This is a genomic window from Variovorax paradoxus (genome assembly GCF_030811855.1).
Classification (GTDB): domain Bacteria; phylum Pseudomonadota; class Gammaproteobacteria; order Burkholderiales; family Burkholderiaceae_C; genus Variovorax; species Variovorax paradoxus_L.
Genome location: NZ_JAUSRN010000003.1, coordinates 371,937 through 394,157 on the forward strand (window position 1 = coordinate 371,937; position 22,221 = coordinate 394,157).

20 protein-coding genes are annotated in these 22,221 nt (G+C 67.5%); all 20 read left to right on the forward strand.

The window, feature by feature from the left end; all coding sequences use genetic code 11:
• Positions 1 to 11 precede the first annotated feature (11 nt).
• Positions 12 to 956 carry a LysR substrate-binding domain-containing protein gene (locus tag J2X92_RS09750; protein WP_307575249.1) on the forward strand — a complete coding sequence of 315 codons (945 nt, stop codon included), beginning with the start codon at positions 12 to 14 and terminating at the stop codon, positions 954 to 956.
• A gap of 244 nt (positions 957 to 1,200) precedes the next feature.
• Entirely contained in the window at positions 1,201 to 2,946 is a 1,746-nt protein-coding gene (locus J2X92_RS09755; protein WP_307575299.1) for an NAD(P)H-dependent oxidoreductase subunit E, read from the forward strand.
• Positions 2,943 to 5,816 carry a formate dehydrogenase subunit alpha gene (gene fdhF / locus J2X92_RS09760; protein WP_307575250.1) on the forward strand — a complete coding sequence of 958 codons (2,874 nt, stop codon included), beginning with the start codon at positions 2,943 to 2,945 and terminating at the stop codon, positions 5,814 to 5,816. The genes J2X92_RS09755 and fdhF overlap by 4 nt, the downstream gene beginning before the upstream one ends.
• A 91-nt stretch (positions 5,817 to 5,907) precedes the next feature.
• The gene (locus J2X92_RS09765; RefSeq protein WP_307575251.1) at positions 5,908 to 6,255 is read left to right on the forward strand and encodes a winged helix-turn-helix domain-containing protein; all 348 of its coding nucleotides are present in this window, start codon (positions 5,908 to 5,910) and stop codon (positions 6,253 to 6,255) included.
• Positions 6,256 to 6,365: 110 nt separating this feature from the next.
• The gene (gene modB / locus J2X92_RS09770; protein WP_307575253.1) at positions 6,366 to 7,049 is read left to right on the forward strand and encodes a molybdate ABC transporter permease subunit; all 684 of its coding nucleotides are present in this window, start codon (positions 6,366 to 6,368) and stop codon (positions 7,047 to 7,049) included.
• 31 nt (positions 7,050 to 7,080) lie between these two features.
• Entirely contained in the window at positions 7,081 to 7,830 is a 750-nt protein-coding gene (gene modA / locus J2X92_RS09775) for a molybdate ABC transporter substrate-binding protein (RefSeq protein WP_307575255.1), read from the forward strand.
• A complete protein-coding gene (locus tag J2X92_RS09780) occupies positions 7,827 to 8,618 on the forward strand; it encodes an ABC transporter ATP-binding protein (RefSeq protein ID WP_307575257.1) in 792 nt (263 codons plus the stop codon). The genes modA and J2X92_RS09780 overlap by 4 nt, the downstream gene beginning before the upstream one ends.
• A 60-nt stretch (positions 8,619 to 8,678) precedes the next feature.
• A complete protein-coding gene (locus tag J2X92_RS09785) occupies positions 8,679 to 9,224 on the forward strand; it encodes a DUF3305 domain-containing protein (protein WP_307575259.1) in 546 nt (181 codons plus the stop codon).
• Entirely contained in the window at positions 9,217 to 9,834 is a 618-nt protein-coding gene (locus J2X92_RS09790) for a DUF3306 domain-containing protein (protein WP_307575261.1), read from the forward strand. Before J2X92_RS09785 ends, J2X92_RS09790 begins: the two co-directional genes overlap by 8 nt.
• Complete coding sequence (locus tag J2X92_RS09795; protein ID WP_307575262.1) at positions 9,758 to 11,896, forward strand: 4Fe-4S dicluster domain-containing protein; 2,139 nt, start codon at positions 9,758 to 9,760, stop codon at positions 11,894 to 11,896. The genes J2X92_RS09790 and J2X92_RS09795 overlap by 77 nt, the downstream gene beginning before the upstream one ends.
• Complete coding sequence (locus tag J2X92_RS09800; RefSeq protein WP_307575264.1) at positions 11,893 to 12,510, forward strand: TorD/DmsD family molecular chaperone; 618 nt, start codon at positions 11,893 to 11,895, stop codon at positions 12,508 to 12,510. The genes J2X92_RS09795 and J2X92_RS09800 overlap by 4 nt, the downstream gene beginning before the upstream one ends.
• Before the next feature lie 108 nt (positions 12,511 to 12,618).
• Positions 12,619 to 12,849 carry a formate dehydrogenase gene (locus J2X92_RS09805; protein WP_307575266.1) on the forward strand — a complete coding sequence of 77 codons (231 nt, stop codon included), beginning with the start codon at positions 12,619 to 12,621 and terminating at the stop codon, positions 12,847 to 12,849.
• 13 nt (positions 12,850 to 12,862) lie between these two features.
• The gene (locus J2X92_RS09810; protein WP_307575268.1) at positions 12,863 to 15,850 is read left to right on the forward strand and encodes a formate dehydrogenase subunit alpha; all 2,988 of its coding nucleotides are present in this window, start codon (positions 12,863 to 12,865) and stop codon (positions 15,848 to 15,850) included.
• Between the two features lie 10 nt (positions 15,851 to 15,860).
• Positions 15,861 to 16,484, forward strand: a complete 624-nt coding sequence (fdh3B, locus tag J2X92_RS09815; protein WP_307575270.1) for a formate dehydrogenase FDH3 subunit beta — start codon at positions 15,861 to 15,863, stop codon at positions 16,482 to 16,484.
• A complete protein-coding gene (locus J2X92_RS09820) occupies positions 16,481 to 16,735 on the forward strand; it encodes a hypothetical protein (protein ID WP_307575272.1) in 255 nt (84 codons plus the stop codon). Before fdh3B ends, J2X92_RS09820 begins: the two co-directional genes overlap by 4 nt.
• A gap of 11 nt (positions 16,736 to 16,746) precedes the next feature.
• Entirely contained in the window at positions 16,747 to 17,970 is a 1,224-nt protein-coding gene (locus J2X92_RS09825) for a formate dehydrogenase subunit gamma (protein ID WP_307575273.1), read from the forward strand.
• Positions 17,967 to 18,380, forward strand: coding sequence for a hypothetical protein (locus tag J2X92_RS09830; protein WP_307575275.1), 414 nt, complete (start codon positions 17,967 to 17,969; stop codon positions 18,378 to 18,380). Before J2X92_RS09825 ends, J2X92_RS09830 begins: the two co-directional genes overlap by 4 nt.
• Positions 18,377 to 19,252, forward strand: coding sequence for a formate dehydrogenase accessory sulfurtransferase FdhD (locus J2X92_RS09835; protein WP_307575277.1), 876 nt, complete (start codon positions 18,377 to 18,379; stop codon positions 19,250 to 19,252). The genes J2X92_RS09830 and J2X92_RS09835 overlap by 4 nt, the downstream gene beginning before the upstream one ends.
• Before the next feature lie 67 nt (positions 19,253 to 19,319).
• Entirely contained in the window at positions 19,320 to 21,836 is a 2,517-nt protein-coding gene (locus J2X92_RS09840) for an ABC transporter permease (RefSeq protein ID WP_307575279.1), read from the forward strand.
• Positions 21,837 to 21,863: 27 nt separating this feature from the next.
• A complete protein-coding gene (locus J2X92_RS09845; RefSeq protein ID WP_307575282.1) occupies positions 21,864 to 22,088 on the forward strand; it encodes a SlyX family protein in 225 nt (74 codons plus the stop codon).
• The last annotated feature ends 133 nt before the right edge of the window (positions 22,089 to 22,221 follow it).

Below are 22,221 nucleotides of genomic sequence, written 5' to 3' on the forward strand. Positions count from 1 at the left end.
CGGCGCGCCTCGTGAATCTTCTCGCGTCGATGCGCTACCTGGTCGCACTGAGCGAGCACAAGCATTTCGGACGCGCGGCGCAGGCCTGCCACATCACGCAGCCGGCGCTCTCGAATGCGCTGCGCTCGCTCGAAAGCGAGTTCGGCGTGGTCATCGTGAAGCGGGCGCGCGTGTACGTGGGCCTCACGCACGAGGGCGAGCGCGTGCTGGCCACGGCGCAGCGCATGCTGCGCGACAACGAGGTGCTGCAGCAGGAGCTGCGCAGCGAAGAAGGCCACCCACGCGGGCGGCTGCGCATGGCGGCGGTGCCCACCGCCATTCCGATGCTGTCGCGCTTTGCGGCGATGCTGCACGAGCTGCACCCGGGCATCGTGCCGGCCGTGCTGTCGATGAGCTCGCAAGACCTGGAGATGGGGCTCGAGAGCCTTTCCGTTGACCTGGCGCTGGGCTACACCGAACGCATGCACCTGCCGGGCATCAAGCTCACGGCCTGGCCCCAGAGCGTTGAGCACTACTTTCTGCTGCGCCGCGCAGCCAAGCCCTCGTCCGACCGGCTGCGCATCGGCCGGCCGATGTCTTGGGCCGATGCCGGCAAGCTGCCGCTGTGCCTGCTCACGCCCGACATGCACAACCGCTCCATCATCGACCAGGCGTTGCGCGAAGCCGACACCGTGGTGGAGCCGGCCATCGAGACGAACTCGGTACTTACCCTTGCCTTGGCCGTGCTCGCGGGCAGCGTCAGCAGCGTGCTACCGGGGTCAATGGTCGCGGCGGTGCGCAGCTACCGCGAACTGGAGGCGCTGCCGCTGGTGGGGCCCGAGGTCAAGACCCCGCTGGGCTTCATGACCCAGACCGGCGTGCGCCCCTCGCGCGCGCTCGATGCCGCCCTCGTGTTCCTGCAGACGCCGGCATGGCGCGAGCAGGTGCGGCTGCACAGCGGCGCGCTCGGCGAATAGCTGGCGCCCGGCGCTGTCCTGGCGCACCATTTAGTTATTGAATCGATCGATGCGCCGATCGAATTTGACGCACCCAGGACGGCCCCACACACTCGGTCAGCCTCCCAGCATCCGCTCGGGGCAGAGCCAGACAGACATCCGAAAAAAGGCCTAGGCAGTGAACAACCACCCAGCCACGACCCGCGAGACAACGACAAAGGCGGCCCCGACGCACACCATCGTGCCGCTCGCGACCGCCGATGAGATGCGCGAGCGCATCCGCCGCAAAAGCAAGCTCAAGGGCCGCCAGCCTGAGGAAGCGGCATTGCTCGAAGTGCGCACGCTCATCGGCGCGCCCACGGCCGAGGGCCACCGGCGCGACCTGCTCATCGAGCATCTTCACAAGCTCAACGACGCTTTCCGCTGCCTGCACGACCGCCACCTGGTGGCGCTGGCGCGGGAAATGAACATCCCGATGGCCGAGGTCTACGAAGTCGCGACTTTCTATCACCACTTCGAGGTGGTGCGCGGCGACGATGCGGCGCCGGGCCTCACCGTGCGCGTGTGCGACGGCCTGGCCTGCGAGTTGGCCGGCGCCAAGGATCTGCTCGCGCGGCTACCCGAACTGCTCGGCGTCGAAGGCGGCGACGTGTGCGTCATTGCAGCGCCCTGCGTCGGCCGCTGCGAGCAGGCACCCGTGGCGGTCGTCGACCAGCAGGCCGTGCCGCTCGCGACCACCGGCAAGGTGTTGCAGGCGCTGAAGTCCGATCCCGACGAAGCCACGGTCGCGTACTTCGACGCCGCCGCGTTCGCCGAGAAAAGCGTCTCGCCGCTGCCGGGCGCCATCGAGCGCATGCCGGCCTTCACCGACTATGCCACCTACCGTGCGCATGGCGGCTACACGCTTGCGGCCGCGCTCGTCAACGGCGAGGAAGACGCCGAGGCCATCATCAAGACCATGGAAGACTCGGGCCTGCGCGGCCTGGGCGGCGCGGGCTTTCCGGCCGGGCGCAAGTGGCGCATCGTGCGCGACCAGCCCGCGCCCCGGCTCATGGCCGTGAACATCGACGAAGGCGAGCCCGGCACCTTCAAGGACCGCACGTACCTCGAGCGCGATCCGCACCGCTTTCTCGAAGGCCTGGTGGTGGCGGCGCAGATCGTCGGCATCGAGCAGTGCTACATCTACCTGCGCGACGAATACCACGACTGCCGCGCGCTGCTGGAAAGAGAACTCGCGCGGCTCCAGGCCGATCCGCCGTGCGCGCTGCCGCGCATCGAGCTGCGGCGTGGCGCAGGTGCCTACATCTGCGGTGAAGAGTCGGCCATGATCGAAAGCATTGAAGGCAAGCGCGGCGAACCGCGCATGCGCCCGCCGTACATCGCGCAGGTGGGCCTGTTCGGCCGCCCAACGCTGGAGCACAACTTCGAAACCCTTTATTGGGTGCGCGACATCGTCGAAAAAGGCGCCGCCTGGTTCAGCGGCTTTGGCCGCAACGGCCGCAAGGGCCTGCGCAGCTTCAGCGTGAGCGGCCGGGTGAAGTACCCGGGCGTCAAGCTCGCGCCCGCGGGCATCACGGTGCAGGAACTCATCGACGAATACTGCGGCGGCATGCTCGACGGCCACTCGCTCTATGCCTATCTGCCTGGTGGGGCGTCGGGCGGCATCCTTCCGGCGCGAATGAACGACATTCCGCTCGACTTCGATACGCTGCAGCCCCATGGCTGCTTCATCGGATCGGCCGCGGTGATGGTGCTGAGCCAGCACGACCGCGCCCGCGACGCTGCGCTGAACGTGATGCGATTCTTCGAGCACGAAAGCTGCGGCCAATGCACGCCGTGCCGGGTCGGTACCGCCAAGGCCGCGGCGCTGATGCAGGCGCCCACGTGGGACAGCGCCACGCTCGAAGACCTGGCGCAAGTGATGGGCGACGCTTCCATCTGCGGCCTCGGACAGGCGGCCCCCAATCCGATTCGGTGCATCCAGCAATATTTTCCGGAGGAGGTGGCATGAACGCCCCGTCCAAGCTCGCGGAGCTCATGCCGCAAACCATCGAATTCACGCTCGACGGCCAGGCCATCCAGGCCTTCGACGGCGAGACCATCTACAAGGCGGCCGAGCGCCATGGCGTGGAGATCCCGCACCTTTGCTACAAGGACGGCTACCGCGCCGACGGCAACTGCCGCGCCTGTGTGGTCGAGGTGAAGGGTGAGCGCACGCTCGCACCCAGCTGCTGCCGCAGCGTCACGGCCGGCATGGAAGTGAAGGCCACCAGCGAACGCGCGCTCAAGAGCCAGAAGATGGTCGTCGAGATGCTGCTGTCCGACATGCCTGACCAGGGCTACAAATGGATTGGCGACGACGCCACTCAGCAGCATGGCGAACTCAGCGCCTGGGCCAAGAAGCTCGACATCGCGGTGCGGCCCGAGCTCAAGGCGCTGCGCCGCGAGCAGCCGAAAACCGACATCTCGCACCCCGCGATGGCCGTCAACCTGGACGCCTGCATCCAGTGCAACCGCTGTGTGCGCGCCTGCCGCGAAGAGCAGGTCAACGACGTCATCGGCTATGCCCTGCGCGGCGGCGACAGCAAGATCGTGTTCGACCTGGACGACCCGATGGGCGACAGCACCTGCGTGGCCTGCGGCGAATGCGTGCAGGCCTGCCCGACCGGCGCACTGATGCCCAAGAGCCACATCGGCTCGCAGGAAGTCGATCGCAAGGTCGATTCGGTGTGCCCGTTCTGCGGCGTGGGCTGCCTCGTCACCTACAACGTGAAGGACGAGAAGATCGTCAGCGTCGACGGCCGCGACGGACCGGCCAACCACAACCGCCTGTGCGTGAAGGGCCGCTTCGGCTTCGACTACGCGCACCACCCGCAGCGCCTGACCAAGCCGCTGATCCGCAAGGCCGGCGTGCCGAAAGATTTTGGCGATACGCCGCGTCCGGACGACTGGAGCGAGTATTTCCGCGAGGCCACCTGGGAAGAGGCGCTGGCGCTCACCACCGGCAAGCTCTCGGGGCTGCGCGACACCTACGGTGCCAAGTCGCTCGCGGGCTTCGGCTCGGCCAAGGGCAGCAACGAAGAGGCCTACCTCTTTCAGAAGCTCGTGCGCACCGGCTTCGGTAGCAACAACATCGACCACTGCACGCGCCTGTGCCACGCATCGAGCGTGGCCGCGCTGCTCGAAGGCGTGGGCTCGGGGGCAGTGAGCAACCAGGTCAACGACGTGGAGCATGCGGGGCTGATCTTCGTCATCGGCTCCAACCCCACGGCCAACCACCCGGTCGCCGCCACCTGGATGAAGAATGCCGCCCAGCGCGGCGCGAAGATCGTGCTGGCCGACCCGCGCCGCACCGACATCAGCCGCCACGCCTGGCGCACGCTGCAGTTCAAGGCCGACACCGACGTGGCCATGCTCAACGCGCTGATCCACGCCGTGATCGACGAAGGGCTGGTCGACCAGGAGTTTGTGCGCACGCGCGCCAGCAACTACGAGGCGCTGCGCGAGAACGTGAAGGGCTACAGCCCCGAGGCGATGGCACCCATCTGCGGCGTGCCGGCCGAAACTCTGCGCGAAGTGGCGCGAGCCTTTGCCACCGCCAAGGGCTCGATGATTCTCTGGGGCATGGGCGTGAGCCAGCACGTGCACGGCACCGACAACGCGCGTTGCCTCATTGCACTGGCCACCGTCACCGGGCAAATCGGCAAACCAGGCTCGGGCCTGCATCCGCTGCGCGGCCAGAACAACGTGCAGGGCGCGAGCGACGCGGGCCTGATCCCGATGATGTTCCCCAACTACCAGCGCGTCGACAACCCGGCCGTGCATGCGTGGTTCGAGAACTTCTGGGGCACGCCGCTGGACGCGACGCCGGGCTACACCGTGGTCGAGATCATGCACAAGGCGCTGGCGCCCGACACCGATCCGCACAAGGTGCGCGGCATGTACATCATGGGCGAGAACCCGGCCATGAGCGACCCCGACCTGAACCATGCGCGCCATGCGCTCGCGAGCCTGGAGCACCTGGTGGTGCAGGACATCTTCATGACCGAGACCGCGTGGCTCGCCGACGTTGTGCTGCCTGCAAGTGCCTGGCCCGAGAAGACCGGCACGGTGAGCAACACCGACCGCATGGTGCAACTGGGCAAGCGCGCGCTCAACCCGCCGGGCGACGCGCAGCCCGATCTCTGGATCATTCAGCAGATCGCCAAGGGCATGGGCCTCGCGTGGAACTACGAGGGCGAAGAGTCCGGCGTGGCCGCGGTCTACGAGGAAATGCGCCAGGCCATGCATGCGGTGATCAGCGGCATCAGCTGGGAGCGGCTGCAGCGCGATTCGAGCGTGACCTATCCTTGCCTGAGCGAGGACGACCCGGGCCAGCCGACTGTGTTCATCGACGACTTCCCGACCGCCGACGGCCGCGTGAAGCTGGTGCCCGCCGACATCATTCCGGCGGACGAGCGGCCCGACGCCCAGTATCCGTTCGTGCTCATCACGGGCCGCCAGCTGGAGCACTGGCACACCGGCAGCATGACGCGCCGCGCCACCGTGCTCGATGCGCTGGAGCCCATGGCGACCGCCTCGATGAACCAGGCCGACCTGCTGAAGCTGGGGCTCCAGGCCGGCGACGTGATCACCGTGCAGTCGCGGCGCGGCGAGGTGGCCATTCACGTTCGGCGCGACGACGGCACGCCGAACGGCGCGGTGTTCGTGCCCTTCGCCTACTACGAGGCGGCGGCCAACCTGATGACCAATGCCGCGCTCGATCCGATGGGCAAGATCCCGGAGTTCAAGTACTGCGCGGTGCGCATTGCGCGCGGCGGCCAGCCGATGGCGGCGGCCGGCTACGGCACCGGTTCTGGCGTGCTGGCGACGGTGGACTGACACGGGCGGTGGCGCAAGCAGCGCTGGCGTTGAGGTGCGCATGGTTTAACCTTTGCGCCCCGACGCTCCCGCACCGCTCACCACCACCGGCATGAAAACCAGAGTCCAGTTCCGCCTGCGCATCTACAGGGACGACAGCATCGCGATCGGCCCCGGCAAGATCGCCGTGCTGGAGGCCGTGGCGGAGACCGGCTCGATCTCGGCCGCGGCGCGCAAGCTCGGCATGTCGTACCGGCGTGCCTGGATGCTCATCGACGAGATGAACCACGCCCTGAGCTCCCCGGCCGTCAACACCGCCGCTGGCGGCTCGCGCGGCGGCGGCACCGCGCTCACGCCAGTGGGCGAGGAAATCGTCAAGCACTACCGCGCCATCGAGAACGCCGCGCGACTGGCCACGGCGGCCGACGTGCGTGCGCTGACGCGCCTGCTGGCCTCCTGATTCCGTTTTTGCGCTGTATCCGGAAGGATATCGGCGCCACCGCTCTTCAGCCTCCACGGACCTCCTGCTGAGGGGGAAGGTTCGTTCGTGCACAATTGCGTTGTATCTTCATGAATACGACGAACTCCCTTATCGCCTCGGCCGACTGGTTTCCGCTGGCGCTGTCGCTCAAGGTGGCCGCGGTCGCGACCCTGCTGGCGCTGGTTGCCGGCGTGGCGCTGGGCTGGGTGTTCGCACGCAAGCGTTTTCCGGGCGACACGGTGCTGGAGGCGGTGTTCATGCTGCCGCTGGTATTGCCGCCCACCGTCATCGGCTACGCCATCCTGGTGGCTGCCGGGCGCCATAGCCCGCTCGGCAGCTGGCTGCGCGAGCACCTCGACTACAGCATCATCTTCAGCTGGCATGGCGCCGTCGTGGCGTCCGCCGTGGTGGCGCTGCCGCTGGTGCTGAAGTCGGCCAGCGCCGCCTTCGCGGGTGTGGACCGCTCGCTGGAGGCCGCCGCCAGCACGCTGCGGCAGTCGCCGTTCTCGGTTTTTCTGCGCGTCACGCTGCCGCTGGCCTGGCCCGGCATCCTGGCTGGCACGCTGCTCGCATTCGCGCGCGCCATGGGCGAGTTCGGCGCTTCACTGATGGTGGCGGGTTCGATCCCGCAGCAGACGCAGACGCTGTCGATGGCGATCTACGACGCCGTGCAGGCCGGGCATGACGACCTGGCGTTGCTGCTGGTGGTGGTGACTTCGCTGCTGTCGGTCACGGTGCTGGTGCTGTCGAACCGGTTTTTCTCCCTGCGCTGATGGCCCGCGCATCCCACCCGTAAAAACCTGAATGCATCCCCTCCGCCTCTTGCCTCTCGTGCTGGCCTTGGCGCTGCCGCTGGGCGCGGTGGCTCAGCAGATCACCGTGTCAGCGGCGGCCAGCCTGACCGACGCGTTCAAGGCGCTGGGGCCGAAGTTCGAGGCCGTGAAACCAGGCGCCACGGTCCGCTTCAATTTCGCCGCTTCGGGCGTGTTGCTGCAGCAGATTGCACAGGGCGCACCGGTCGATGTGTTCGCCAGCGCCGACCAGGAGACGATGGGCCGCGCCGCCGAGCAGAAGCTCATCGATGCGGCCACGCGCCGGAACTTTGCGAGCAACGCCCTGGTGCTAATCGAGCCGCTGAGAGACGCGGCAGGCGTGCGGTCGCTGCAAGACCTTGCCGGCGCGGGCGTGCGAAGAATCGCAGTTGGCAAGACCGCCACCGTGCCGGTCGGCCGCTACACGCGGCAGGTGCTGGAAGGGGCGGGGCTCTGGAGCGTGCTCGAGCCCAAGTTCGTGCAGGCCGACAGCGTGCGCCAGGTGCTCGACTACGTGGCGCGCGGCGAAGTGGAGGCCGGTTTCGTCTACCGCACCGATGCGGCCGTGATGGGCGACAAGGTCCGGGTCGCCTTCGCGCCTGCAACCTCCGTGCCGGTGACCTACCCGGTCGCGGTGGTCGCCGACAGCCGGCAGAAAGCGCTGGCCGGCGATTTCGTGGCCTTTCTATCGAGCGACGCGGCACGCGAAGTCCTCGCGCGCTATGGGTTCGGCACGCCATGATCGACGTCGACCTGAAGCTCACGGTCACCGACGGCACGCGCCGCTTCGACCTGGCGGCGCGCTTCGCGACCGACGTGCCGTTCGCGGCGCTCTACGGACCTTCGGGCGCCGGCAAGACGCTCACGCTGCAAGCCATCGCGGGTCTGCTGCATCCCTCCGCCGGCCATGTGCGGCTGGACGGCCGCACGCTCTACGACTCCGCGCGCGGCATCGACGTGCCGGCGCCGGCGCGGCGCATCGGGTACCTGTTCCAGAACTACGCGCTGTTCCCGCACCTATCGGTGCGCGAAAACGTGGCCTTCGGCCTGACCGCGTGGCACCGGCGCAAGCTGCCGCCGCGCGAGGCCGAGATGGTGCAGTCGCTGCTCGAAGGTTTCGGCTTGGCCGCGCTGGCCGACAGCCGGCCGCAGAAGCTGTCGGGCGGCCAGCAGCAGCGCGTGGCGCTCGCCCGCGCGCTGGCCTGCCAGCCTCAGGTGCTGCTGCTCGACGAGCCCTTTGCCGCGCTCAACCCAATGCTGCGCAGCGAGCTGCGCAACGAGCTCGCGCAGGTGCGCCGCCAGTGGGGCATTCCGGTGCTGATGATCACGCACGACATCGACGACGTGCTGGCGCTGGCCGACGTGGCCTTCGTCTACGACAGCGGGCAGGTGGTGCGGGAGATCGACCTGCACAACGGCGCGAGCCGCAACCTTGCGCTGCGCGAGGCGGGCGGCGTGCCGCCTGCCGAGGCCACGCCGCTACACCGGAAGCTGCGCGGCCTGCTGCTGCATGACGCGCCCGGCGCCTGAGGCTTTGGCGCGTATGACCCTCAGCGCAAAAGCGACTTGCGGCGGCGCTACGATCGACGCATGAATCCTTCCATCGATGTTGCCGTCGTGATGCGCCGAGAGCGTGTCGAGAGCCGTTGGCAATCGTGGCGCTGGATCCTCGAAAGCGTCGGCCCCGACCAGCCCGGCTTCGGCACCGAACCACGCTTGCTCGAAGCGAGCGATGGCGCGCAGCGTTGGCTGTACCCCGGTTTCAAGACCGAGCTGTTCCGCGACGAAGCGGAGGGCTACCACCTGAACGCCACCACGCCCGCGCCCTGCTGGTTCGTGCTGTGGCGCATGGAGGAAAACCCCAGCATCGCCGACGAGCCGCTGGCGCGCCCGGTGGTGGTGAGCCTCAGCTACAACGAAGCCGGCCGCTGGCTCGATGCGCAGGAAACGGTGGAGCAGGTGCCCGCGCCCGAAGAGGTGATCGAGTGGATGCGCGGCTTCGTGCAGGAGCATTACGTGATCGAGCCCAAGCGCCGCAAGCGGCCCGAGAGTTTCCGCCCGCTGGTCGACCGCTTCGGCAACGCGGCCAGCGTGTCGACCGAGAAAAAGCGCGGGCACGGAGCGGGTGATGCCTGAGAACTTTTTCGACCGCTGGTCGCGGCGCAAGAACGAAGTGCGCGAAGAACTCGCGCCGCCTCCCGTCGTGCCGGAGACGCAGCTTCCTGCAGACCCGGTTCCAGTTGCCGAGGGCGTTGCCGCCGAAGGGCAGGGGGAGCCACCCCCGCCCACGCTCGCCGAGGCCGAGGCGCTCACGCCCGAGTCCGACTTTCGGCCTTTCATGGCCAGGAACGTAGCGCCCGAGGTCAAGAACACTGCGTTCCGAAAGCTCTTTGCCGATCCGCAGTTCAACGTGATGGACGGCCTGGACACCTACGTCGACGACTATTCCCAGTCGATGCCCATCCCCGACTGCGTGCTGCGCCAGATGGCCAGCGCCAAGTTCCTCAAGCTGTTCGAGCACGAGGAAGAAACCGAGGGAACAGAACCCCTCGGACCACCCCCGGAAACCCCCCACGCCGCCGCGCCGCCGGACGTGGCACAGTCCGAGCCTCCGGGAGATATCCCCAGCCAGCAGGTTGCCGATGCGCAACCCGCAAGCCACACAACCGATGACCACCACGCTGATCTGCGACTGCAACCAGACGATGCCGCTCGAGCCGAAGACGCTCGGCGCCGCGCTGGCTGAGCCGCTGCCCCTTCATTCCACCTTGTGCCGCCGTGAGGCGCCGGCTTTCCAGCGCGCCATCCGCTCGGGCGACGAGGTGGTGGTGGCCTGCACGCAGGAGCGCAAGCTGTTCACCGAGCTGGCCGAACAGACCGAAGGCGCGACCTCGCCGATCCGCTTCGTCAACATCCGCGAAACCGGCGGCTGGAGCCGCGACGCGAAAAACGCCAGCCCGAAGATCGCCGCCTTGCTGGCGGTGGCCCACCTGCCGGAGCCCGATCCAGTCTCGACCGTGAGCTATGCGAGCCAGGGCCGGCTCCTGATCGTCGGCCCGCTCGACGAGGCCGAGAAGGCCGCCGCGCTGGTGACCGACACGCTGCAGGTGTCGATCTTTTCCACCGGTCCTGGCGCCACAGGCGGCGGGCAGGAACGCCGCTGGCCCGTCATGGCCGGACGCATCACATCGCTCCAAGGCTGGCTCGGCGCCTTCTCGCTCAAGTGGATGCGGGACAACCCTATCGACCTCGACCTGTGCACGCGCTGCAATGCCTGCCTGAGTGTCTGCCCCGAGCAGGCGATCGGTCTCGACTACCAGATCGACCTGGCCAAGTGCACTTCGCACCGCGACTGCGAAAAGGCCTGCAGCGTGGCCGGCGCCATCAACTTCAGCCGGGCACCCGAAGCGCTCGATGCCGCGTTCGACCTGGTGCTCGACCTTGGGGCCACTGCGCTGATCGACTGGCATGCGCCGCCGCAAGGTTATTTCCACCTGGCGGGCGGACTCGCGCATGCCGAAGGCTTGTCGACCCTGCTGCGCCTGCGCGAACTGGTGGGCGAGTTCGAGAAGCCGAAGTTCTTCGACTACAAACAGAAGCTCTGCGCCCACAGCCGCAACGAAGTGGTGGGCTGCAACGCCTGCGTCGAGGTGTGCTCGGCGCACGCCATCTCCAGCGACAAGGCGCGCCAGCGCATCGTCGTGAACCCGCAGTTGTGCGTCGGCTGCGGCGCCTGCACCACGGTGTGCCCGACCGGGGCGCTGGGCTACACCTATCCGCGCACGCCCGACCAGGGACGCAAGCTGCGCACGCTGCTGTCCACCTATCTGGGCGCCGGGGGCCGCGATGCCACGGTGCTGCTGCACAACGAAGAGGGCGGGCAGGCGCTGGTCGAACGACTCGGCCGCGCGGCGCAACTGGAGCGCGGCAAGCGCGACGGCCTTGGCGGCGTGCCGGCGCACGTGCTGCCGGTGGCACTGATGCATGTGGCGAGCACCGGCATCGACATCTGGCTCAGCGCCATTGCCTTCGGCGCGTCGCAGGTGGCGGTGCTGTCGACGGGCGAAGAGGCGCCCCAGTACCTCGACGCACTCAAGAAGCAAATGGCCGTCGCGCAAGCGCTGCTCACGGGCCTGGGCTACACCGGCACGCATTTCCACCTGATCGAGGCCGCCACGCCCGCCACGCTGGATGCGGCACTGGCCGGCCTGCGCGCCACGCGGCAGCGCGTGCCGGGCAGCGCTGCGCGCTTTGCCGTCGGCGGCGAGAAGCGCGGCACGCTCGAAATGACGCTGGACCACCTGATGGCCCAGGCGCCCGCGCTTGTGGCGCCGGCGAACGAAGCCGCCGCGCCGCTGGCGATCCCCCTGCCCGAGGGTTCTCCCTTGGGCGCGGTCACCGTCAACAAGGACAGCTGCACGCTGTGCCTGGCCTGTGTGAGCGCCTGCCCCGCGAGCGCGCTCCAAGACAACCAGAATGCGCCGCAGCTGCGCTTCATCGAAAAGAACTGCGTGCAGTGCGGCCTTTGCGCCACCACCTGCCCCGAAAACGCGATTGCGCTCGTGCCGCGGCTTTCGACCGCCCCCGAGCGCAAGCAGCCCGTGGTGCTCAACGAGGCCAAGCCATGGGCCTGCATTCGCTGCGCCAAGCCGTTCGGAACGCAGAAAGCCATCGAGGCGATGCTCGGCAAGCTCGCGGGCCACGCCATGTTCCAGGGCGAGGCGCTCGAGCGGCTCAAGATGTGTAGTGACTGCCGGGTGATCGACCTGTACAGCGCGCAGAACGAGATGAAGATCACGCAGCTATGAGTCAATTTCCTCCAATGACCTCCGCGCTCGACGAGGAGATTGCGCGCGCCGAGATCTATGGCCTGCTCGCGCGCCTCTGGTATGCCGCGCCCGACGCCGAGTTGCTCGATGCCTTCAGCGTGGCGCCGACCGAGGCGCCCGCGGCAGGCGCCTTTCTCGAAGAGCCCTGGCGGCAACTGGTGGGTGCGGCGCGCGGCACCGACGCGGCTGCAGTGCATGCCGAGTACGACGCGCTCTTCGGCGGCATGGGTAAACCCGAGATATACCTGTTCGGTTCGCACTACCTGAGCGGCTTTCTCAACGACAAGCCGCTGGCGCAACTGCGCACCGACCTGGCCCGGCTCGGGCTCGCGCGCGGCGAGGCCGTGTCCGAAAGCGAAGACCATGTCGCCTGCCTGTTCGAGGTAATGCGCTACCTTATTGCCGGTGACGACGCAGCGGTAGCCAACCTTGCGCAGCAACAGGCTTTTTTCGCCACCCATCTGCAGTCGTGGCTGCCGACGCTCTGCGACGCAGTGGCGCAACATCCGAAGGCGAATTTCTATGCCTCTCTGGCCGGCTTCACCCGCGCCTTTGCCGAGGTCGAAGTCCAAGGCTTTGACATGCTCGGATGATCGACATAGGGAAGTGTCGGATTGTGGGAAATAAGGGTCTAGACTAGTATCCAGATGTATGTAGATCAGTTCATATCTGGTCTGCCCCCAGCCACTCCTGGAGATCACATGCAGGACAGCCAAGCGGCCGGAATCAAGCCGGCCTCGCGTCGAGGTTTCTTTTTAGGTGCCGCCAGTGCCGGCGCCGCGGTTGCCGCGGTGTCGGTGCTCCCCAAGGTCGTCGACACCCCCGCGGCGGTCGAAGTCGCCGCGCCCGCGGCGAAGCCCGCGCCTGAAAAAGGCGGCGGCTATTCGCTGAGCGAACACGTCAAGCACTACTACAAGACCGCTTCGACCTGAAGCGGACCCCACGATGTTGTTGACCAAGAAAACAGCCCCCGCGAACAGTGCTTCGCGGCAAGGGGAACGCGAGTCTTCCGCGTTCATTCACAGCCTGCGGCGCGGCCTTTCGGGAGCGCTGCCCACCATGGACCGGCGCGCCTTTCTGCGGCGCTCGGGGCTTGGCGTGGGCGTAGGCCTGGCCGCGGGCCAGCTCACATTGATGCGCAAGGCCGAGGCGGCTGGCGATGCGCGGCCTGCCGCGATTGGCGCCGGCAAGGTCGAGATCAAGCGCACCGTGTGCTCGCACTGCTCGGTCGGCTGCGCCTCCGATGCGGTGGTCGAGAACGGTGTGTGGGTGCGCCAGGAGCCGGTGTTCGATTCGCCGATCAACCTCGGCGCTCATTGCGCCAAGGGCGCCGCGCTGCGCGAGCACGGCCATGGCGAGTACCGCCTGCGCTATCCGATGAAGCTGGTCAACGGCAAGTACGAGCGCATCAGCTGGGACACCGCGCTCGACGAGATCACGGCCAAGCTGAAGGATCTGCGGCAGGCCAGCGGGCCCGATTCGGTCTACTGGATCGGCTCGTCCAAGCACAGCAACGAGCAGTCGTACCTGATGCGCAAGTTCGTGAGCTTCTGGGGCAGCAACAACTGCGACCACCAGGCACGCATCTGCCACTCCACCACGGTGGCCGGCGTCGCGAACACATGGGGCTACGGCGCCATGACCAATTCGTACAACGACATGCGCAACGCCAAGGTGGCGATGTACATCGGCTCCAACGCGGCCGAGGCGCACCCGGTCAGCATGCTGCACATGCTCCATGCCAAGGAGCATGGCTGCAAGATGATCGTGGTCGACCCGCGCTTCACGCGAACCGCGGCCAAGGCCGACGAGTACGTGCGCATCCGCTCGGGCTCCGACATCGCTTTTCTGTTCGGCATCCTGCATCACATCTTCAAGAACGGCTGGGAAGACAAGCAATACATCAACGACCGCGTCTTCGGCATGGACAAGGTCCGCGAAGAGGTGCTGGCCAAGTGGACGCCGGACAAGGTCGAGGAGGCCTGCGGCGTGAAAGAGGCGCAGGTGCTCAAGGTGGCCACGTGGCTCAACGAGAACCGCCCCGGCACCGTGGTGTGGTGCATGGGCCAGACCCAGCACACCATCGGCAATGCCATCGTGCGGGCCTCGTGCATCCTGCAGCTGGCGCTCGGCAACGTGGGCAAGACGGGCGGCGGCACCAACATCTTCCGCGGCCACGACAACGTGCAGGGCGCTACCGACGTGGGCCCCAACCCCGACTCGCTGCCAGGCTACTACGGCATCGTCGAAGGTTCGTGGAGGCACTTTGCCGCCACCTGGGGCGTCGACTACGAATGGATCAAGGGTCGCTTCGCCTCGCCCGCGATGATGACCAAGCCGGGCATCACCGTGTCGCGCTGGATCGACGGCGTGCTCGAGAAAAACGAACTGATCGACCAGGACTCGAACCTGCGAGGCGTGTTCTATTGGGGCCACGCGCCCAACTCCCAGACGCGCGGCCTCGAGATGAAGCGCGCCATGGACAAGCTCGACCTGCTGGTGGTGGTCGACCCGTATCCTTCGGCCACGGCCGCCATGGCCGCGATGCCGGGCAACCCGGATGACCTCAACAAGAACCGCGCCGTCTACCTGCTGCCCGCGTGCACGCAGTTCGAGACCAGCGGCTCCGTGACGGCGTCGAACCGGTCGCTGCAATGGCGCGAGAAGGTGATCGACCCGCTGTGGGAAAGCCGCAGCGACCACATGATCATGCAGCAGTTCGCCGACCGCCTGGGCTTCGGCAAGGAGCTCAGCAAGAACTTCAAGATGCAGAAGGTCAAGGGCATGGACGAGCCCCTGCCCGACGACATCCTGCGCGAGATCAACAAGACCTGCTGGGCTGTGGGCTACACCGGCCAGAGCCCCGAGCGGCTGCAAGCGCACATGCGCAACATGGGCGCTTTCGACGTGCGCACGCTCAAGGTGAAGGCCGGCGTGAAGGACAAGGTCAACGGCTACGACCTCACCGGCGACTACTTCGGCCTGCCGTGGCCCTGCTACGGCACGCCGGAACTCAAGCACCCGGGTTCGCCCAACCTCTACGACACGTCCAAGCACGTGATGGAAGGCGGCGGCAACTTCCGCGCGAACTTTGGCGTGGAGCGCGACGGCAAGAACCTGCTGGCCGAGGACGGCTCGCATTCGGCCGGCGCCGACATCACCACCGGCTACCCCGAACTCGACCACGTGCTGCTCAAGAAGCTGGGCTGGTGGGACGAGCTCACCGAGGCCGAGAAGCCGAAGGCCGAAGGCAAGAACTGGAAGACCGACAGCTCGGGCGGCATGATCCGCGTGTTCATGAAGAACCACGGCTGCCATCCGTTCGGCAATGCCAAGGCGCGTGCGGTGGTCTGGAACTTCCCGGACGCGATTCCGCAGCACCGCGAACCGCTGTACGGCAACCGGCCCGACCTGATGGCCAAGTACCCGACGCACGACGACAAGATGGCGTTCTGGCGCCTGCCCACGCTCTACAAGAGCGTGCAGCAGAAGAACATCGCCGACAAGGTGCACGAGAAATTCCCGTACATCATGACCTCCGGCCGCCTGGTCGAATACGAGGGCGGCGGCGAGGAAACGCGCTCGAACCCCTGGCTCGCCGAGCTGCAGCAGGAGATGTTCATCGAGATCAACCCCAAGGTCGCGGCCGAGAAGGGCATCCGCAACGGCGAGCGCGCCTGGGTGCACACGCCCACCGGCGCCAAGCTCAACGTGCAGGCGCTGGTCACCGAGCGCGTGGGACCCGACACCGTGTTCATGCCGTTCCACTTCTCGGGCCACTGGCAGGGCGTCGACATGCTCGGCTACTACCCGGCGGGCGCGGCGCCCGTGGTGCGCGGCGAGGCCATCAACACCGGTACCACCTACGGGTACGACAGCGTGACCATGATGCAAGAGACCAAGACCACGATCTGCAACGTGGAAAAAGCATAAGGAGGGCACCATGGCTCGAATGAAATTTGTCTGTGACGCAGAGCGTTGCATTGAATGCAACAGCTGCGTCACCGCCTGCAAGAACGAGAACGAGGTGCCCTGGGGCGTGAACCGCCGCCGCGTGGTCACTCTGAACGACGGGGTGCCGGGCGAGAAGTCGATCTCGGTGGCCTGCATGCATTGCTCCGACGCGCCCTGCATGGCGGTGTGCCCGGTGCAGTGCTTCTACCGCACCGATGAAGGCGTTGTGCTGCACGACAAGGACGTGTGCATCGGCTGCGGCTACTGCTCGTATGCCTGCCCCTTTGGCGCGCCGCAATTTCCGTCGCAAGGCACCTTCGGCGTGCGCGGCAAGATGGACAAGTGCACCTTCTGCGCCGGCGGCCCCGAGACCAACGGCTCCGAAGCCGAGTTCGAGAAGTACGGCCGCAACCGGCTGGCCGAAGGCAAGCTGCCGGCCTGCGCCGAGATGTGCTCGACCAAGGCGCTTCTGGCCGGCGACGGCGACGTGGTGGCCGACATCTTCCGCACCCGCGTGGTCCAGCGCGGCAAGGGCGCCGAAGTCTGGGGCTGGGGCACCGCCTACGGCTCGCAGCAAGCGGGCAAGCCGCCGGTAAACGGAGTGCAGAAATGAAGCGGCCGGGCCTTATCGCCCTGGGTGTTGCGCTGACCGCAACCTGCCTCGTGGCCTGCGGCGAGAAGCCGCAGACCAACGCGCAAGGCGTGAAGCGCGATGCCGTGCCGTGGAGCGGAACGAGCAGCCAGCAGAACGCTGGCACGGTGTTCACCGCGCCCGGTTGGAAGGTGGGCGACAAGACCGCCTGGCAGCAGCAGCTCAAGACCCGCACGCAGAACGGGCAGAACGAATACAACAAAGAGAACTGAACGGAGAGCTTATGAAGCAAGCGCTGACCGCTCTGGTTCTTTGTTGCGCCGCGCTGGGTTCGGCCTTCGGGCAGGCGCAGCCGCCGGCCGCACCCGGAACCACGTCCGCTCCCTCGGCGCCCGGGGTGAGCGCCACGCCGGCGCAGCCTACGGGTGGCATCCGGGGCCAGAACATCTTCGAGGTCAAGCCCGAAGCCAGCGACGACCCCAACTACCTCAACCAGACCAATGGCGAGCGCATGCGGGTGCAGCCGGGCAACAACGCGCCCATATGGCGCCAGGTGGGGCAGGGCGTGACCGGCTACAGCAGCCTGCCGAAGAGCGAAGCGCCCGAGGCCGGCAACCTGATCCAGCCTTCGGTGCAGTACCCGGGTTCGCGCTACACCACGGCCGGCGAGGCTTGGCGCCAGGTGCGCAACAACTGGATCATTCCCTACGGCGCGGCGCTGCTGTTCGTCACGCTGCTTGCGCTGGCGATCTTCTATTTCACGCGCGGCCCCATCCGTCTGCATGGCCACGAAACCGGCCGCAAGATCGAGCGCTTCACGCCGTTCGAGCGCGCCACGCACTGGTCGAACGCCATCGCGTTCGTCACGCTTGCGATCTCCGGCATCGTGATGGCCTTCGGCAAGTTCTTCCTCTTGCCGTGGATGGGCCTGACGCTGTTCGGCTGGATCGCCTATGCGCTCAAGAACGTGCATAACTTCGTCGGTCCGCTCTTCGTCATCACGACGGTGTTCATGGTGTTCACCTTCATTCGCGACAACCTCCCGCGCGCGGGCGACCTGAAGTGGCTCGCGCGCTTCGGCGGCCTCTTCGGCGGACGGGAAGTGCCGTCGCACCGTTTCAACGCGGGCGAGAAGGTCGTGTTCTGGGGCGGGGTGCTGTTCCTCGGACTCTTCGTCATCGCCTCGGGGCTCTTCCTGGACAAGCTGCTGCCGGGCTTCGTCTACACGCGCGGCGAGATGCAGGTGGCGCACATGGTCCACGGCATCGCAACCTTGCTGATGATGGCGATGATCATGGGCCACATCTACATCGGCACCCTGGGCATGACGGGCGCCTACAAGGCCATGCGCACCGGCTACGTCGACGAGACCTGGGCCAGGGAGCACCACGAGCTCTGGTACGACGACATTGCCGCGGGCAAGATTCCGGCGCAGCGCTCAGTGCCGGACGGCTCGGTGGTGCCGCCCGTACGGCCCGCGATATCCGCCGAAGGAAAGCTCTCATGAAAAAGCTGTCGTTGAATTTCTGCATGCTGGTGCTCGCGCTGGCTGCGCCTGCGGCCTGGGCCAAGTTGCCGCCGCCGCCCGCCACGCCCGAGGCAAAAGCCAAGGCCGCCGAAACCGCCGCAAAGACGGCCTGGACCGCCAAGGTCGATGCCTACAAGCTCTGCCAAGCGCAGGACCGCGTGGCGGCCAAGTACCGTGCGAGCGCGGCGTCGGCCGCCAAGCCGGTGTCAACGGCAGTTGTGGCCACGCCACCCTGCTCCGACCCCGGCCCCTTCGTCTTTGCGCCGCCGCCGGACGCCAAGCCCATCGAGGCTGCGGGCGCGCATTCGCCGGCGACCACGGCCGCTTCGCCGCCCAGCACCACGCAGCCTGACGCCGCCGTCAATCCTGCGCCGAAGAAAGCGCAGTGACAACGCCGCTGCCGCCGTTGCCGCTCCCACGTCTCACACAGGCCCGCGCCGCACTGACGCGCGAGGTCGAGGTCGTCGATGAGCATGGCGCGCGCGGCACGGTTTCCATTCCCGCCGAGCGCGATCTCACGGTGTACGTGGACCGGCGCGAGCTCGTCACGCTGATGACGCTCGGCGCCCAGCCCGAACTGCTGGTGCTGGGCTACCTGCTGAACCAGCGTCTCATCGAATCGGCCAGCGACGTGGAGTCGGTCACGGTCGACTGGGAGGTGGGCGGCGCCGCGGTCAAGACCCACGCCGGCATCGACCGCATCGAGGAGCGCACCGCCAAGAAGGTGGTGACCACCGGTTGCGGCCAGGGCAGCGTGTTCGGCGACTTGATGGCCGACATCGACCAGCTCGAACTGCCGCCCACGCGCATGACACAGGCGCAGCTCTATGCGCTGGTCAACGCCATTCGGCTTCAAGAGAGCACCTACAAGTCGGCCGGCTCGGTGCACGGCTGCGCGCTGTTCACGCTGGAGCCCGGCGATGCCGAGGCCACGATGCACTGCTTCGTCGAGGACGTGGGCCGCCACAACGCCATCGACACCATCGCGGGCTGGTGCGCCATGCAGCCGCCGGGCGCACTCGCGGGTGACCGCGTGTTCTACACCACCGGCCGGCTCACGAGCGAAATGGTGATCAAGTCGGCCCAGATGGGCGTGCCCATCGTGGTTTCGCGCAGCGGCATCACGCAGATGGGCCATGAGGTGGCCACGCGCGTGGGGCTGTGCGCCATTGGCCGTGCGACCAATCGGCACTTCGTCTGCTATGCGGGCGTCGATCGGCTGGTGCTGCAGCCCGAACTCGCGCGCCGCAGCCCGGCCTGAGGCTGCTTCCTCTCGCGGTAAGCCCCTGAAACGCACCGGCGCCCGCGCGTCGGCTATCGTCTCGCCCATGAATGCCTCCCTCCGCCTTGGCTGGCGCACCCTCTGGCGCGATCTGCGCGCTGGCGAGCTGCGCCTCTTGATCGTTGCCGTGCTGCTGGCCGTGGCCGCGCTCACGGCGGTCGGCTTCTTTGCCGACCGGCTGCAGGGCGGCTTGCAGCGCGATGCGCGGCAATTGCTCGGCGGCGATGCAGTGATCGTGAGCGACAACCCCACGCCGGCGGCCTTCATAGCGCAGGCCCGTGCTTTCGGCCTGGAGGGATCCGGCACCTACGGCTTCCCGACCATGGCACGTGCCGACGATGCCCAGGGCGGCGCCAGCAAGCTGGTCGCGCTCAAGGCCGTGGCCGCGGGCTACCCGTTGCGCGGCAGCCTGCAGACCGCAAGCAGTGCCGAGGCGCCAGGCACCGTCACGCGCGACATTCCGGCGACGGGAGAGGCGTGGGTCGATGCTTCGCTGCTCGATTCGCTGGGGCTCAAGGTGGGCGACCCGCTTCTCCTGGGCGACACCAGCCTGCGCGTGGGCCGCGTGATCACGCTGGAGCCGGACCGCGGGGCGGGCTTCATGAGCTTTGCACCGCGCGTGATGCTCAACCAGGCAGACGTGCCGCGCACCGGCCTCGTCCAGCCTGCGAGCCGCGTCGGCTACCGCTATGCGGTGGCTGGCGACGAGGCGGCCGTCAAGCGCTTTTCCGATTGGGCCGAGGCCGCGATCAAGAAGGGCGACCTGCGCGGCGTGCGGCTCGACTCCTTCGAGGGCGGACGCCCCGAAATGCGCCAGACGCTGGACCGCGCCGAGAAATTCCTGAGCCTGGTCGCGCTGCTCGCGGCGCTGCTCTCGGCCGTAGCCGTCGCGCTGGCCGCGCGCGGCTTCGCGGCCGGACACCTGGATGACTGCGCCATGCTGCGCGTGCTGGGCCAGAGCCAGCGCACCATTGCGCTGGCCTACTCGTTCGAATTCGCAATCGTCGGGCTCGTGGCCAGCGGCCTGGGCGTGGCGCTCGGCTTCGCCGTGCACTACGTCTTCGTCGTGCTGCTCGCGGGGCTGGTCGAAACCGCGCTGCCCGCGGCCACGTTGTGGCCGGTGGCGTTCGGCCTGGGCATGGGGCTCACGCTGCTGTTCGCATTCGGCCTGCCGCCGGTGCTGCAATTGGCGCGGGTGCCTCCGCTGCGGGTGATCCGGCGCGACGTGGGCGGGCTCAAGCCCGCATCGCTCGCGGTGCTGGGCATCGGCGTGGCCGGCTTCGCGGCCTTGCTGATCGCGGCCAGCAGCGACCTGAAACTGGGCCTGATCGCCGTCGGCGGCTTTGCGGGCGCGGTGGCCGTGTTCGCGCTCTTGAGCTGGCTGGCGGTGTGGGTGCTGCGGCGCAGCGTCAATGAAACCACCGCGCCGCGCTGGCTGGTGCTGGCTACGCGCCAGATCTCGGCGCGACCCGCCTATGCGGTGGTGCAGGTCAGTGCACTGGCCGTGGGCCTGCTGGCGCTGGTGCTGCTGGTGCTGCTGCGCACCGACCTCGTCGCGAGCTGGCGCAAGGCCACGCCGCCCGATGCGCCCAACCGTTTCGTCATCAACGTCATGCCAGACCAGAGCACCGCCTTCCAGAAGTCGCTGCGCGATGCCGGCGTGAACAAGTTCGACTGGTACCCGATGATCCGCGGCCGGCTGGTGGCCGTGAACGGCAAGGCGGTGTCACCCGACGACTACGTGGAAGACCGCGCCAAGCGGCTGGTGGATCGCGAGTTCAACCTCAGCAACAGCGTGCAGGCACCGCCGCACAACAGCATCGTCGCGGGCGTGTGGAAGCCTGACGCGCCAGGCGAAGTGAGCGTGGAAGAAGGCTTGGCCGAAACACTTGGCCTGAAGCTCGGCGACACGATGCGCTTCGACATCGGCGGGATGCAGAACGACGCGCGCATCACCTCGCTGCGCAAGGTCGACTGGGGCTCGCTGCATGCCAACTTTTTCGTGATGTACACGGTGGCCGCGTTGCCCGATGTGCCCGTGACCTACATGGGTGCCTTCCGCGCGCCCGAAACCCGGGGCTTCGATAACGCACTGGTGCGCAGCTACCCCAATGTGACCAACGTCGACATGAGCGCCACCATCAACCAGGTGCAGCGGGTGCTTGACCAGGTGGTGCGCGCAGTCGAGTTCCTGTTCGGCTTCACGCTCGCGGCGGGTCTGGTGGTGCTGTTTGCCGCGGTCACGGCCACGCGCGAAGAGCGCGCACGCGAGTTCGCCGTCATGCGTGCAGTGGGCGCGCGGGCCAGCCTGCTGCGCCAAGTGCAGCGTGCCGAACTCGTGGGCGTGGGCTTGCTCGCGGGCTTTCTGGCGAGCATCGTGGCTTCGGCCATCGGCTGGGGCCTGGCGCGCTATGTGTTCGACTTCACGTGGACCGCATCGCCCATCGTGCCGGTTGCCGGTGCGCTCGCAGGCGCGGTGCTGGCGCTGGCGGCGGGCTGGTGGGGCCTGCGCGACGTGCTGCGCAGGCCGGTGGTCGATACGCTGCGGCGGGCGGCGGAATAGGGGTGAATCTTCCTGTCCAATAGCGGCATGGAATACCCACCGAACGAACTCGCAGAACGGCTGACCGAGCTCGAGATCAAGTCGAGCTATGCCGAGGACCTGCTGGAGCAGCTGAACATGACGATCTACCGTCAACAGCAGCAGATCGACAGCCTGGTTCTTCAGGTCACGCAGCTGAAACAGCAAAGCCAGAACGCGGGGCAGGAGGGGGCGGCGCGCAATCTTCGCGACGAGCTGCCGCCGCATTACTGAAGCCCTGTTTTATTTGGGCTGCGCAGGTTGCTTGTTCGGGGCGCGCTCCCGCCGACGGGGTACCTTTCTCCGCGAATGTCCCCCGCCCTTCGGGCTCCTCCTTTATTTCGCTGCGCAAGGCACCCCATCGACG

What these genes read in the sequence shown, in the direction of transcription:
- J2X92_RS09755 (WP_307575299.1), top strand. Translation starts at nt 1,201, where the DNA reads ATGCGCGAGCGCATCCGCCGCAAAAGCAAGCTCAAGGGCCGCCAGCCT.
- fdhF (WP_307575250.1), top strand. Translation starts at nt 2,943, where the DNA reads ATGAACGCCCCGTCCAAGCTCGCGGAGCTCATGCCGCAAACCATCGAA.
- J2X92_RS09765 (WP_307575251.1), top strand. Translation starts at nt 5,908, where the DNA reads ATGAAAACCAGAGTCCAGTTCCGCCTGCGCATCTACAGGGACGACAGC.
- modB (WP_307575253.1), top strand. Translation starts at nt 6,366, where the DNA reads ATGAATACGACGAACTCCCTTATCGCCTCGGCCGACTGGTTTCCGCTG.
- modA (WP_307575255.1), top strand. Translation starts at nt 7,081, where the DNA reads ATGCATCCCCTCCGCCTCTTGCCTCTCGTGCTGGCCTTGGCGCTGCCG.
- J2X92_RS09780 (WP_307575257.1), top strand. Translation starts at nt 7,827, where the DNA reads ATGATCGACGTCGACCTGAAGCTCACGGTCACCGACGGCACGCGCCGC.
- J2X92_RS09785 (WP_307575259.1), top strand. Translation starts at nt 8,679, where the DNA reads ATGAATCCTTCCATCGATGTTGCCGTCGTGATGCGCCGAGAGCGTGTC.
- J2X92_RS09790 (WP_307575261.1), top strand. Translation starts at nt 9,217, where the DNA reads ATGCCTGAGAACTTTTTCGACCGCTGGTCGCGGCGCAAGAACGAAGTG.
- J2X92_RS09795 (WP_307575262.1), top strand. Translation starts at nt 9,758, where the DNA reads ATGACCACCACGCTGATCTGCGACTGCAACCAGACGATGCCGCTCGAG.
- J2X92_RS09800 (WP_307575264.1), top strand. Translation starts at nt 11,893, where the DNA reads ATGAGTCAATTTCCTCCAATGACCTCCGCGCTCGACGAGGAGATTGCG.
- J2X92_RS09805 (WP_307575266.1), top strand. Translation starts at nt 12,619, where the DNA reads ATGCAGGACAGCCAAGCGGCCGGAATCAAGCCGGCCTCGCGTCGAGGT.
- J2X92_RS09810 (WP_307575268.1), top strand. Translation starts at nt 12,863, where the DNA reads ATGTTGTTGACCAAGAAAACAGCCCCCGCGAACAGTGCTTCGCGGCAA.
- fdh3B (WP_307575270.1), top strand. Translation starts at nt 15,861, where the DNA reads ATGGCTCGAATGAAATTTGTCTGTGACGCAGAGCGTTGCATTGAATGC.
- J2X92_RS09820 (WP_307575272.1), top strand. Translation starts at nt 16,481, where the DNA reads ATGAAGCGGCCGGGCCTTATCGCCCTGGGTGTTGCGCTGACCGCAACC.
- J2X92_RS09825 (WP_307575273.1), top strand. Translation starts at nt 16,747, where the DNA reads ATGAAGCAAGCGCTGACCGCTCTGGTTCTTTGTTGCGCCGCGCTGGGT.
- J2X92_RS09830 (WP_307575275.1), top strand. Translation starts at nt 17,967, where the DNA reads ATGAAAAAGCTGTCGTTGAATTTCTGCATGCTGGTGCTCGCGCTGGCT.
- J2X92_RS09840 (WP_307575279.1), top strand. Translation starts at nt 19,320, where the DNA reads ATGAATGCCTCCCTCCGCCTTGGCTGGCGCACCCTCTGGCGCGATCTG.
- J2X92_RS09845 (WP_307575282.1), top strand. Translation starts at nt 21,864, where the DNA reads ATGGAATACCCACCGAACGAACTCGCAGAACGGCTGACCGAGCTCGAG.